Origin of the sequence: Levilactobacillus hammesii DSM 16381 (assembly GCF_001434395.1) — a bacterium.
GTDB lineage: Bacteria > Bacillota > Bacilli > Lactobacillales > Lactobacillaceae > Levilactobacillus > Levilactobacillus hammesii.
The window spans coordinates 251,008-263,582 of record NZ_AZFS01000046.1; the positions used below are offsets into that span (position 1 = coordinate 251,008).

Consider the following 12,575-nt stretch of genomic DNA (forward strand, 5'->3'; position numbering starts at 1 on the left):
AGCCCAACGAAATTTGGTAAAATGAAAACAACTACAGTTCAGGAGGGATCGCCATTGAATTTTAAAGAACAAGATCCAGCGTTATGGGATGCCATTGCTAACGAGGAACGTCGGCAAGAGGACACCATTGAGTTGATTGCCTCGGAAAACATTGTGAGTCACGCCGTACGTACTGCGCAGGGTTCCGTGTTGACGAACAAATACGCTGAAGGTTATCCAGGCAAGCGGTATTACGGGGGCACCCAGTACATTGACGTGGTTGAACAGCTGGCCATTGACCGTGCTAAGAAGCTGTTTAACGCCGAATACGCGAATGTCCAACCCCACTCTGGCTCACAGGCTAATCAGGCCGTTTACGCGGCATTTTTGAAGCCTGGCGACACCATTCTGGGGATGGGCCTGGATGCCGGGGGCCATTTGACCCATGGTGCCAAGGTGAACTTCTCAGGTAAGCTCTATGAAGCTTACAGCTATGGCTTGAATCCGGAAACGGAACTCCTGGACTACGACATGATTCGTGATCTGGCTTTGAAGGTGAAGCCTCAAATGATCGTGGCCGGTGCCTCAGCTTACTCACGGACCATTGACTGGCACGCATTCCGGGCAATTGCCGACGAAGTGGGGGCCTACCTGATGGTGGACATGGCCCACATTGCGGGCTTGGTCGCAGCTGGTCTTCATCCTAGTCCCGTTGGCATTGCCGATGTGGTGACGACCACGACGCATAAAACGCTTCGCGGGCCGCGTGGTGGGTTGATTCTGTCACAGGCTGAGAACGCTAAACGACTTAATTCCGCAGTCTTCCCTGGGACACAGGGGGGACCTTTGGAACACGTCATTGCCGGCAAGGCGGCCGCATTCTTTGAAGATCTCCAACCCGACTTTAAGGACTACGCCCAACAAATCATCACGAATGCCGCGGCGATGGCCGATGAATTCAATAAATTGCCAACGGTTCGAGTCGTGTCTGGTGGGACGGACAATCATCTGATGACCTTGGATCTGTCCGCAACCGATCTGAATGGGAAGCAGGCGCAAGAATTATTAGATAGCGTCTTAATCACGACGAATAAAGAGTCAATTCCAAATGAAACGCTCAGTCCGTTCAAGACGTCCGGCATTCGGCTGGGAACGCCAGCAATCACGACCCGCGGTTTTAACGCCGACGAGTGTCGTGAGGTGGCCCGCCTGATTGTGAAGGCGGTCTTGAATCCCAATGATGACGCGGTCTTGGCGGAGGTTAAGGCACAAGTGCACGAGTTAACTCAGGCGCATCCTTTAACCGCATTGCCATAAAGTTTTTGAAAAAACGTTTTCATTCAAAATTTATCCGTTTTGATAGCGTAGATAATGGTACAATTGTAAGAAATCATAAAGGAGCGTTTATTCATGGGGAAGTTTCAAGTACTCGACCACCCGTTGATTCAACACAAATTAACTATTATTCGGAACAAAAACTGTGGGACCCGCAGTTTCCGCGAGGTAGTTAACGAAATCTCGACTTTGATGGCATACGAAGTGTCACGTGACATGCCATTACAGGACAAGGTTATTGAAACGCCAGTGGCCAAGATGACCGCCAAAGAACTTGCCGGCAAGAAAGTGGCCATTGTGCCAATCTTACGAGCAGGTATTGGGATGGTTGATGGGATCTTAGAGTTGATCCCCGCTGCAAAGGTTGGACACATCGGCATGTACCGCGATGAAGAAACCCTGCAGCCCCATGAATACTTTGTTAAAATGCCTTCTGATATCGATCAACGGCAAATCTTCATTGTTGATCCGATGTTAGCGACCGGTGGTTCCGCCATCATGGCCATCGATGCCCTGAAGAAGCGTGGTGCTAGCGAAAAGAACATGAAGTTCGTTTGCTTAGTATCTGCGCCAGAAGGGGTTAAAGCGCTGCGTGCAGCCCATCCTGATGTTGACATTTTCACGGCAGCCTTGGATGATCACTTGAACGAAGATGGCTACATCGTGCCTGGTTTGGGCGATGCTGGTGATCGTTTGTTTGGGACGAAGTAAACTTTAAAGAGATTCAGCCTTGGGCTGAGTCTCTTATTTGTTTGCTAAACCAGCGTGAACAAGGCCTTTTGGGGGCGTATGGGTCGTATTTATCCGGCAGACATTGCCGCTGATGGCCTTAACCGGACCTATTTACAGAAAAGGTGCTTGACAAGTCACGGTAATTATGAAGCTAATTGCGCGCGCAAACAGGATGTGAAACCGGTTACTATCCTTTTCAGCCCTAAGTTTATCCAAGTTGTGAATAATGTTTAGACTGTGAAAAATTGTTTTGTTTTTTAGCTGAATTGGTGGTATCATTTCCAGTGTATTTGAATGGAGCGCTCGCTTCGTTCACTATTCCGCATTTCTCGAAAGAAAACTTAATGAAAATATTAGGTGAAACCTTCGAGAAACCGCGTCCATATAGTGTTGAAAAGAGGTGATATTCGGTGAATGATGGTCCAGTTTCGACCTTCCAATTTCTGGGATTGACGTTTAGCACGGCCAACATTGTGTCCGCTTCGGTGGTCTTTGTCCTTGTTGTTGCTTTGGTATACTTCACTTCCAGACATTTGGCCATGAAGCCAACTTCAGGACAAAACTTCCTGGAATGGCTGATTGATTTTACCAACGGAATTTTGAAGGGGTCCATTCCTGCTAAGGAAATTGGCGGTTTTGGATTGTACGGTTTCACTTTATTTATCTTCCTGTTCCTGTCTAACGAATTGGGGTTGTTTATCAACCTCGCGTTGCCGAACGGTGCCACCATCGTCCGTAGTCCAACGTCTGATCCAGTGACGACGTTGACTTTCTCATTAATGACGTTGATGCTTGCGCAGTTTGCAGGGGTAAGTAAATTGGGTTACAAAGCCCACTTCGGGAATTACTTGAAGCCTTTTAAGGTCTGGATAGTTATCAGTATCTTTGAAGAGTTCACGAACTTCCTAACGTTGGGTCTCCGTATCTTCGGGGTTATCTTCTCTGGTGAAATGCTACTGGGAATAATCTGGAAGCTTGCGGTTTCACATGGCATCGCAACGATGATTGTCGCTGTACCACTTGAGATGGCTTGGCAAGGATTCTCTGCTTTCTTAGGGGCAATCCAAGCCTTCGTCTTCGTTACGTTGTCTTCAGTTTACATTTCTCAAAAACTTGAAATTGAGGAATAAAGTTTTTATATAATTTAAGGAGGAAACAAAGATTATGGGAGCTATTGCAGCTGGTATCGCTATGGCCGGAGCCGCTATTGGTGGTGGTGTAGGTGACGGTCTTCTTATCGCCAAAATGCTAGAAGGTATGGCCCGTCAACCTGAACTGTCAGGTCAATTACGGACGAACATGTTTATCGGGGTTGGGCTTGTTGAAGCCATGCCTATCATTGCCTTCGTTGTTGCTTTGATGGTTATGAACAAGTAGTTTTTTTACCACGATGATGTTTATATCTGATAGTAGAAGGAGGTGTCAATAGATGCTCTCACATTTAGTGATTGGTTCAGGGCTTTACTTTGGTGATTCTATTTTCTACGTCGTTTGTTTCTTGCTTTTGATGTGGATTGTTAAGGTTTTGGCTTGGAAGCCAGTAACCAAGATGATGCAGGATCGGGCTGACAAGATCAGCAATGATATTGACTCAGCTGAAAACTCACGGAATGAGGCTGCTGACTTAGTTCAGAAGCGCCAAGCCGCGTTAGCTAGTTCACGGTCTGAAGCACAAACGATTGTTAACGATGCCAAGACCAATGGTCAACAGCAACGTGAACAAATCGTGACGCAAGCACAAACCGATGCACAGACGTTAAAGCAAAATGCCCAAAAGGACATTGAGCAAGAACGCCAAGATGCCCTGGTCAACGCCCGCAATGATGTGGCGGACCTATCTATTGAGATTGCTTCCAAGATCATTCAACGAGAATTGAAAGCTGACGATCAAAAGGCATTAATTGATTCTTATATCGAAGGGTTGGGGAAGCAACATGAGTCTTAATAGGGCAACTGTAGCTAAGCGCTACGCAAAAGCATTATATGAACTGTTGTCCGAAAAAGACCAACTGGAGTCAGGCTTCACAGAACTCAAAGAACTTCGAAGTATCTTCCAGGACAACCCGCAACTGAGCACTTTGCTCTCAGACGCTAGCCTGCAGGTTGCTGAACGTGAAGCTTTAGTGCAACCGTTACTGAAAGACGCATCACCATATATCAAGAACTTTGTTCAAATGGTATATGATTATGGCCGGATGGAAAATGTGGTTGACATCGTTGACCAATTCCAGGCCATGTATGATGAGGCTAATCATACGGTTTACGCTAAAGTGACCACGGCGGTTCCTTTAACGGATGACCAAAAGACACAAATCGAGAATTCCTACGCACAACGTGTAGGCGCCGACAAGGTGATCTTGACGAGTCAAGTCGATCCTTCTGTGATCGGTGGGGTTATCGTTAAAGCTGCTGACACGGTTCTTGATGGTAGCTTACGAACAAAAATCAATCGTTTACGGCAGCAACTGCTAGCATAACGAATTCGGTAATAAAGAGGTGAAACTTTCATGAGCATTAAAGCTGAGGAAATCAGTGCTCTAATTAAACAACAATTAGAAAGCTATAAGGATGAAATCTCAGTTGAAGAAACTGGTACGGTTACTTACGTTGGGGATGGTGTTGCTCGGGCCCACGGTCTGAACAACGCTTTGCAAGGTGAGTTACTGTTGTTTGATAACGGGGTTTATGGGATGGTCCAAAACCTCGAATCCAGTGACGTTGGTATCGTTATCTTGGGTGATTTTACTGGAATCACTGAAGGCGATTCTGTTAAGCGGACTGGACGGATCATGGAAGTTCCCGTTGGCGATCAATTAATCGGTCGGGTTGTAAACCCATTGGGCCGGCCAATTGACGGTAAAGGGGACATTTCCACGGACAAGACGCGGCCAATCGAACACAAAGCACCTGGTGTTATGGAACGGCAAGGGGTTAACGAACCTCTGCAAACCGGGATTAAAGCCATTGATGCCTTGGTTCCAATTGGACGTGGTCAGCGTGAATTGATCATCGGTGACCGGAAGACTGGGAAGTCCTCTATTGCCATCGATACGATCATTAACCAAAAAGACCAAAACATGATCTGTATCTACGTTGCCATTGGTCAGAAGGCTTCTACGGTGCGTGCACAAGTCTCAACGTTGGAGAAATTCGGCGCCATGGACTACACGATTGTCGTTACCGCTAGTCCTTCCGAACCAGCGCCAATGCTATACATCGCGCCATATGCCGGTGCTGCCATGGGTGAAGAATTCATGCACAACGGCAAGCACGTTTTGATCGTTTATGATGATTTAACCAAGCAAGCCGATGCTTACCGTGAACTCTCCTTGATTTTACGGCGTGCACCAGGTCGTGAAGCATATCCTGGTGATATCTTCTACACCCACTCACGTTTGCTGGAACGGGCTGCTAAGTTGAGTGACGAGCTCGGTGGTGGTTCGATGACGGCGTTGCCTGTCATTGAAACCAAGGCCGGGGACGTTTCTGCTTACATCCCAACCAACGTTATTTCAATCACCGATGGTCAAATCTTCCTGAACAGTGACTCATTCTATTCTGGTATTCGACCAGCTATGGATGCCGGGACTTCTGTTTCCCGGGTTGGTGGTGACGCTCAGATCAAAGCCATGAAGAAGGTTGCCGGGACGTTGCGGTTGGACTTATCTGCCTACCGTGAACTTGAATCCTTTGCCCAATTCGGTTCTGATTTGGATGCCGCTACTAAGGCTCGACTAGACCGTGGTGCACGGACCGTGGAAGTCTTAAAGCAAGGCTTGCATGAATCTGTACCAGTTGCCAAGGAAGTTATTATCTTGTTTGCGTTGACTCATGGTCACTTGGACAAGCTCGAAATTGAGGACGTTTTACGTTACCAAAACGAGTTGTTCGATTACATGGATGCCAGCCATCAAGATCTCGAAGACACCATTACAACGACCGGGAACTTGCCTGAAGGCAGTGCCCTGGAAGATGCAATTGCTGAATTCGATGCAACTTTCCAACCAACTGCTAAGGCCGACAATCAGGCGGCTGACACGGCTAATTAAGATTACTTGAAGGAAGGATGGTGAGAAATAATGGCTGAATCAATTCATGACGTTCAACGTCGGATTAATTCCACGAAAGCAACCCGTCAAATTACGGCGGCAATGCACATGGTTTCGACCGCGAAGTTAAATAAGATTCAGAAACACGCAGTCGGCTACCAAGACTATGTTTCGAAAGTTAAGGCTGTCGTTATGCATCTTTCACAGTCTCATCTGTTAGATAATTCCTCAAGTAGCCTACAGTCGAACCGTCCAGTAAAGAAAACCGCATATTTAGTGATCACCTCCGATCGTGGAATGGTGGGTAGCTATAATAGTAGCGTGCTCCGAGAAGCCAATACGTTCATTAAAGAACGGACACCCAATCCTGACGACTACATGGTGTTAGCCGTTGGGGGAACCGGTGCCGACTTCTATCGGAACCGCGGAATCAATGTGGCTTATGAATACCGTGGGGTCAGCGATGTGCCTGAATTTAACGAAGTTCGGGAAATTGTCAAGACCGTTACCACGATGTTTGATAACGAAGTGTTCGATGAACTCTTCGTGTGCTACAACCACTTTGTGAACCGGATTTCATCCCGTTTTCGGGCTGAAAAAATGTTACCAGTCGACAAGGAAACCTTGTCTTCTGATGCGGCAAACGATACGCAAGCTGCACCATTAACGGCTGAGTACGATACTGAACCTTCTGAAGAAGAAGTGTTGCAGGTCGTTCTGCCACAATACGCAGAAAGCTTAGTTTATGGTGCGATCTTGGACGCGAAGACTTCCGAACATGCATCAAGTTCTAATGCGATGCAATCAGCCACTGATAATGCCGATGATTTAATTGGGACGTTGCAACTGCACTATAACCGTGCACGTCAAGCAGCGATCACCACTGAAATCACCGAAATTACTGGTGGTCAGGAAGCCTTAAATAATTAATGACGGGAGGAATTAACGAATAATGAGTGCTGGTAAAATTGTTCAAGTTATCGGACCTGTTGTTGACGTTGAATTCCCACTGAATGATGAATTACCTGACATCAACACCGCCCTTAACATCAAAAAAGATGATGGTAGTATCCTTGTAACCGAAGTTGCCTTGGAATTAGGTGACGGGGTTATGCGGACGATCGCCATGGACGGTACCGATGGTCTTCGCCGGGGGATGGAAGTAGAAAACACTAAGGCTTCTATTTCAGTTCCTGTTGGTGATGACACACTTGGTCGGGTCTTCAACGTTTTGGGGAATCCAATTGACGGCGGTGCCGAATTTGGACCAGACGCAGAACGGATGCCAATTCACCGTGATGCACCTAAATATGACGAATTAAACCCTACGACTGAAATCCTGGAAACGGGTATCAAGGTTATTGACTTACTCGAACCTTACGTTCGTGGTGGGAAGATTGGGTTGTTCGGTGGTGCCGGTGTTGGTAAGACCGTTTTAATTCAAGAATTAATCCATAACATTGCTCAAGGCCATAACGGGATTTCCGTCTTCACCGGTGTTGGTGAACGGACTCGTGAAGGTAACGATATGTACTGGGAAATGAAAGGTTCCGGGGTTCTGAAGCAAACGGCCATGGTTTATGGTCAAATGAACGAACCTCCTGGTGCCCGGATGCGGGTTGCATTGACTGGTTTGACGATTGCGGAATACTTCCGTGATGTTAAGGGCCAAGATGTGCTGCTCTTCATTGATAACATCTTCCGGTTCACGCAAGCCGGTTCTGAAGTTTCTGCCCTCTTGGGTCGGATTCCTTCAGCCGTTGGTTACCAACCAACGTTGGCTACTGAAATGGGTCAGTTACAGGAACGGATCACGTCGACGAAGAAGGGGTCTATCACCTCTATCCAAGCCGTTTACGTGCCTGCCGATGACTATACCGACCCTGCTCCTGCCACGACTTTCGCCCATTTGGATGCCACGACTAACTTGGAACGTGCTTTAACGCAACAAGGGATTTACCCAGCCGTGGACCCATTGGCTTCAACGTCAACTGCCTTGGCCCCTGAAATCATCGGTCAAGAACACTACGACGTTGCTACGGAAGTTCAACACGTCTTGCAACGGTACCATGAATTGCAAGATATCATCTCTATCTTAGGGATGGATGAACTTTCCGAAGAAGAACAAACGATTGTTAACCGTGCTCGGCGGATTCAATTCTTCTTGTCACAACCATTCTCTGTGGCTTCACAGTTTACGGGTATGGACGGGAAGTATGTTAAGTTGGATGATACCATCCGGAGTTTCAAGGATATCTTAGACGGTAAGTATGATGACCTACCTGAAGATGCCTTCCGGAACTGTGGTGCTATCGAAGATGCCGTTGAAAAGGCTAAGCAAATGAACGCTGCCGTTGCCAACAACTAGGGAGGGATTCTAATTGGCTGATAATCGATCAGTATTATCCGTTAGTATCGTAACCCCAGATGGCCGGGTCTATGAACACGATGGTGAACTCTTGGTCATTAAGACTAAGTTGGGTCAACTCGGGATCATGCCCAATCACGTGCCCGTCATTTCTTCTTTGGAAGTTGATGAAGTGCGGATCAAACATGATGGTGAAGAAGATGAAGTTGCCGTTAACGGTGGTTTTCTCGAATTCTCCGACAATGTTGCCACTATTGTTGCTGACAGTGCGGAACGTCAAGACGATATTGACGTCGGTCGTGCTGAAAGTGCGCGTGATCGTGCTCAAGCTGCCATTAAAAAGGCACAAGACGAACACGATGCTGACACTTTGGCGCGGGCAGAAGTCGCTTTGCGGCGGGCCATTAACCGAATTAACGTCGCCAATCATTAAGCACAATCATAGATGTTTAGAAAAGACCATTCTCACTAACGGGAATGGTCTTTTTGTGTGGAAATAGTTAATTGGTTGTGCGGGTATAACCCGATACTGTCGGCATTCTAATTGCACATTTCCGGATTGGTCTAAGAATGATGACGATTAAAGTTCGGAAATTGCCTGAGTCCCTTGAAGGGGGAGCGGGCGGGCCAACGAAGCACAAAACCCGTTTACTCTGTATTTTTAAATGAAAGTCACGCGGAAAACGTCTTTTTCATAAATAACTTATAGTTTGTTCAGTTATACCTATTAATAAAGCCAAATGTAATATTACAAACGCCGATTTTGCTGGAATTTGAAGGACAAGGACGAAAAACTATGCTATAGTTGGTGAGAATGTTTAGAAGGGATTGAGTTAATGAAACTTATCGGGTTGCAGGGAATTTTAACGATTGTTAGTCATTTAACCTTTATTGCTCTCGCTTTTTGGGCAATCTCGGCGTTACACATTGAACGGCTAATGTCGGTGTACCCCCGTCAGGCACGTGTCGTAATCGTGATGTTATCGGTTGCGATTGGGTACGGCTGTAGCTCGTTCTTTCTGGACTTCATCAATAATGTTCGTAATCTGGGCTATTTACTTTAAGCAAGCCCGAAAATTTTTTGGAGGTATCCCATGGAAAAAATTGTCGTTCATGGTGGGAACCGCTTAACTGGTGAGGTTAATATCGAAGGTGCTAAGAACGCCGTGTTGCCAATTCTGGCAGCCTCCATTCTTGCACAAGACGGGCTCACCCATTTAGCAAATGTTCCAGTTTTGTCTGATGTTTATACGATGAATAAGGTCCTTCGTTTCCTGAACCTACGCGTTGATTTTAACGAGGAGCGGCGGGAAGTTACCATCGATGCGACCCACCAAGTTTCAAGTGAAGCACCATTTGAATACGTTTCCAAGATGCGTGCATCTATCGTTGTGATGGGGCCACTGTTGGCACGCTTGGGTCATGCCCGCGTTGCTTTGCCAGGTGGTTGTGCCATTGGCACGCGTCCAATCGACCTGCATTTAAAGGGCTTAGAGGCCTTAGGGGCCCGGATTGAACAGCATGATGGCTTTATCGAAGCCTTTGCCGATCAATTAAAGGGAACCCACATTTACTTAGATTTTCCTAGTGTTGGTGCGACCCAAAATATCATGATGGCGGCTTGCTTGGCGCAAGGGACCACTGTGATTGATAATGTTGCCCGTGAACCAGAAATCGTGGACTTAGCTAACGTCTTGAACAAGATGGGGGCTCATGTTCGTGGTGCGGGGACGGAAACATTGCGGATCGACGGTGTTGAGAAGATGCACGGGACTGAACATAACGTGGTTCAGGACCGGATTGAAGCGGGGACCTTCATGGTTGCTGCGGCATTAACGCAAGGCAACGTGCTGATCAAGGATGGGATCGTTGAACATAACAAGCCTTTGATTTCGAAGTTGCAGGAAATGGGCGTTCAGGTTACCGAAGAAGCAGCAGGTATCCGGGTCATTGGCCCGGACAAGCTGTTGCCAACTGATGTTAAGACGCTGCCATATCCTGGTTTCCCAACGGACATGCAACCACAAATGACCATTTTACAATTGGCCGCTGAAGGAACGAGCACGATGACAGAGACGGTCTTTGAGAACCGCTTCATGCATCTGGAGGAGTTACGCCGGATGAACGCGCAGTTCCAGATTAACGGCCGGACTGTGGTTATGCACGGCCCAACTGATTTCAACGGTGCTGAAGTGGCTGCAACCGACTTACGAGCCGCTGCGGCACTGGTACTGGCTGGCTTGGTGGCAGATGGCTATACGCAAGTCACCAACTTGAAGTACCTTGACCGGGGATACTACGACTTCCACAAGAAGTTAACGGCCTTGGGTGCAGAAGTTAAGCGGGTTGACTTCCCCGAAGATGACACCGTTGTCTTGAAGAACGCCCACGTTAAAAATTAAACTGGTTTAAGGCGGCACTCGTGGCCGCCTTTTTATTAGCAATTAAAGGTTGTAAGGCTCAAATTACCTCTAACAACAACGCCTTACCGGTCGGTAGATATGATCTGGAACGGGGCGAACACAGCTTGGAGCCTCGAAGAAATTGAGTCTACAAGCGTGGTTTTCTACTAAGCCAGTCAGAAAGTTACTTACTGACTAAGCAGAACGACGCGTCTGAGCCCATATTTGCCGACTTTTCGGCTTACGTAGTATCCTTAGGCGACTGGGTTAATGACGGATATAGTCGTTATTCGTTGGACCAAAAACACCAAGCCGCCACTTTTCCAACTGTTGGCGTGGTAAAACACCATCAGAGCCGGAGGAGGCCAGGGATGGAACCGGCCGTGAAAGTGGTGTTAACTGGCGTTTTTTCAGCCAGTTTACAGGACGGGCGCCTTTGAAGACACGTGTTCTTCGTGGCTTCAAAGCGAGCGAGAAGACCGGTGTCTTTCCGGCCTGAAGCGTCCCCACAGCAGGTGGAATCCCTGGCAGCCGGAGTGCGGCAAGTTTTAAGGGCGCGAATGCTCGAAGTCAAACGTTAACAATTTGTTTAGTTCCGCAATAGCCGCGAGAAACCGTTTAGAGTTGGGTTAGATTATGGTATAATGAAATGTTGAAAATTGGCATTAAAAATCAGGAGGACGCATAAGTATGGCGAAAGACATTGGAATTGATTTGGGGACTGCGAACGTTTTAATCTACGTGGTCGGCAAGGGTATCGTATTAAATGAACCGTCAGTTGTCGCAATCGATACGAAGACTGATAAGGTATTAGCGGTGGGCTCCGAAGCTTACCGGATGGTTGGCCGGACCCCCGGCAACATCCGTGCAATTCGTCCCTTGAAGGATGGGGTCATTTCTGATTTCGATATCACTGAAGCCATGCTCTCCTATTTCATTAATAAATTAAGCGTTAAGGGTTTCCTTTCGAAGCCCAACATCATGATCTGTGCACCTACTAACATCACCGAGATCGAACGGAAGGCCATCATTCAGGCTGCCGAAAAATCCGGTGGGGCCAAGGTCTACCTGGAATACGAACCAAAGGTGGCCGCTTTAGGTGCCGGTATGGATATCTTCAAGCCTAGCGGTAACATGGTTATCGACATGGGTGGTGGGACCAGTGACATTGCCATCTTGTCCTTAGGGGATATTGTGGCTAGTCGGTCTATTCGTGTCGCTGGTGACCGAATGAACACCGAAATTGTGAACTACTTGAAGCATCACCACAACCTGATTATCGGGGAACGTACGGCTGAAACCATCAAGATCAAGATTGGGACCGCCTATGCAGAACCTGGTAATGAAGACAAGACCATGGACGTTCGTGGCCGGGACTCCGTCAGTGGGATGCCAACTGAAACGACGATTACGGCGGCTGAAGTTGAACTGGCAATCCATGACTCCGTTGAACAGATTGTGTCCGCAGCTATGGCGGTCTTGGAAACGACGCCACCCGAATTGGCAGCTGACATCATTGACCGCGGCATTATGCTGACCGGTGGTGGTGCGCTGTTAGACGGTATCGACAAGCTCTTCTCAGAACGATTGACGGTTCCCGTCATCATTTCAGAAGATCCACTGGATAACGTTGCTAAGGGTGCCGGTGTCCTGTTGGAACACATGGATACCAAGACAGCTCAGGAAAATAACTAAAGCGTCATTAAAGGG

General features: G+C 47.5%; 13 protein-coding genes. All 13 read left to right on the top strand.

The features are described from left to right. Positions 1–54: 54 nt before the first annotated feature. The 13 genes from glyA (at position 55) to mreB (ending at position 12,560) form a co-directional block, all read left to right on the top strand. Positions 55–1,296 (top strand): serine hydroxymethyltransferase, encoded by a 1,242-nt coding sequence (gene glyA, locus FD28_RS05100; protein WP_057733253.1) that lies wholly within the window; start codon positions 55–57, stop codon positions 1,294–1,296. Between the two features lie 93 nt (positions 1,297–1,389). Continuing rightward, positions 1,390–2,025 (top strand): uracil phosphoribosyltransferase, encoded by a 636-nt coding sequence (gene upp, locus FD28_RS05105; RefSeq protein WP_057733255.1) that lies wholly within the window; start codon positions 1,390–1,392, stop codon positions 2,023–2,025. 431 nt (positions 2,026–2,456) lie between these two features. Then, positions 2,457–3,176: a F0F1 ATP synthase subunit A gene (gene atpB / locus FD28_RS05110; RefSeq protein WP_057733257.1), complete on the top strand. Its 720-nt coding sequence runs from the start codon at positions 2,457–2,459 to the stop codon at positions 3,174–3,176. 34 nt (positions 3,177–3,210) lie between these two features. Continuing rightward, a complete protein-coding gene (gene atpE / locus FD28_RS05115) occupies positions 3,211–3,423 on the top strand; it encodes a F0F1 ATP synthase subunit C (RefSeq protein WP_057733259.1) in 213 nt (70 codons plus the stop codon). A 52-nt stretch (positions 3,424–3,475) separates the two neighbouring features. After that, positions 3,476–3,991, top strand: coding sequence for a F0F1 ATP synthase subunit B (gene atpF / locus FD28_RS05120; RefSeq protein ID WP_057733261.1), 516 nt, complete (start codon positions 3,476–3,478; stop codon positions 3,989–3,991). After that, positions 3,981–4,523: an ATP synthase F1 subunit delta gene (gene atpH / locus FD28_RS05125; RefSeq protein WP_057733262.1), complete on the top strand. Its 543-nt coding sequence runs from the start codon at positions 3,981–3,983 to the stop codon at positions 4,521–4,523. The genes atpF and atpH overlap by 11 nt, the downstream gene beginning before the upstream one ends. Before the next feature lie 30 nt (positions 4,524–4,553). Beyond that, positions 4,554–6,095: a F0F1 ATP synthase subunit alpha gene (gene atpA, locus FD28_RS05130; RefSeq protein ID WP_057733263.1), complete on the top strand. Its 1,542-nt coding sequence runs from the start codon at positions 4,554–4,556 to the stop codon at positions 6,093–6,095. Positions 6,096–6,125: 30 nt separating this feature from the next. Then, on the top strand, positions 6,126–7,025 hold the full coding sequence (locus tag FD28_RS05135; RefSeq protein WP_057733264.1) for a F0F1 ATP synthase subunit gamma: 900 nt from the start codon (positions 6,126–6,128) through the stop codon (positions 7,023–7,025). Between the two features lie 22 nt (positions 7,026–7,047). Further along, on the top strand, positions 7,048–8,463 hold the full coding sequence (gene atpD, locus FD28_RS05140) for a F0F1 ATP synthase subunit beta (protein WP_057733265.1): 1,416 nt from the start codon (positions 7,048–7,050) through the stop codon (positions 8,461–8,463). Positions 8,464–8,476: 13 nt separating this feature from the next. Continuing rightward, complete coding sequence (locus FD28_RS05145; RefSeq protein WP_057733266.1) at positions 8,477–8,896, top strand: F0F1 ATP synthase subunit epsilon; 420 nt, start codon at positions 8,477–8,479, stop codon at positions 8,894–8,896. A 403-nt stretch (positions 8,897–9,299) separates the two neighbouring features. Continuing rightward, positions 9,300–9,527 carry a DUF1146 family protein gene (locus FD28_RS05150; protein WP_057733267.1) on the top strand — a complete coding sequence of 76 codons (228 nt, stop codon included), beginning with the start codon at positions 9,300–9,302 and terminating at the stop codon, positions 9,525–9,527. A 30-nt stretch (positions 9,528–9,557) separates the two neighbouring features. Further along, entirely contained in the window at positions 9,558–10,865 is a 1,308-nt protein-coding gene (murA, locus tag FD28_RS05155) for a UDP-N-acetylglucosamine 1-carboxyvinyltransferase (protein WP_057733268.1), read from the top strand. A 690-nt stretch (positions 10,866–11,555) separates the two neighbouring features. Further along, on the top strand, positions 11,556–12,560 hold the full coding sequence (mreB, locus tag FD28_RS05160; RefSeq protein WP_057733269.1) for a rod shape-determining protein: 1,005 nt from the start codon (positions 11,556–11,558) through the stop codon (positions 12,558–12,560). The last annotated feature ends 15 nt before the right edge of the window (positions 12,561–12,575 follow it).

Coding starts and splice junctions, on each gene's coding strand:
- upp (WP_057733255.1), top strand. CDS start 1,390: ATGGGGAAGTTTCAAGTACTCGACCACCCGTTGATTCAACACAAATTA.
- atpE (WP_057733259.1), top strand. CDS start 3,211: ATGGGAGCTATTGCAGCTGGTATCGCTATGGCCGGAGCCGCTATTGGT.
- atpF (WP_057733261.1), top strand. CDS start 3,476: ATGCTCTCACATTTAGTGATTGGTTCAGGGCTTTACTTTGGTGATTCT.
- atpH (WP_057733262.1), top strand. CDS start 3,981: ATGAGTCTTAATAGGGCAACTGTAGCTAAGCGCTACGCAAAAGCATTA.
- atpA (WP_057733263.1), top strand. CDS start 4,554: ATGAGCATTAAAGCTGAGGAAATCAGTGCTCTAATTAAACAACAATTA.
- FD28_RS05135 (WP_057733264.1), top strand. CDS start 6,126: ATGGCTGAATCAATTCATGACGTTCAACGTCGGATTAATTCCACGAAA.
- atpD (WP_057733265.1), top strand. CDS start 7,048: ATGAGTGCTGGTAAAATTGTTCAAGTTATCGGACCTGTTGTTGACGTT.
- FD28_RS05150 (WP_057733267.1), top strand. CDS start 9,300: ATGAAACTTATCGGGTTGCAGGGAATTTTAACGATTGTTAGTCATTTA.
- murA (WP_057733268.1), top strand. CDS start 9,558: ATGGAAAAAATTGTCGTTCATGGTGGGAACCGCTTAACTGGTGAGGTT.
- mreB (WP_057733269.1), top strand. CDS start 11,556: ATGGCGAAAGACATTGGAATTGATTTGGGGACTGCGAACGTTTTAATC.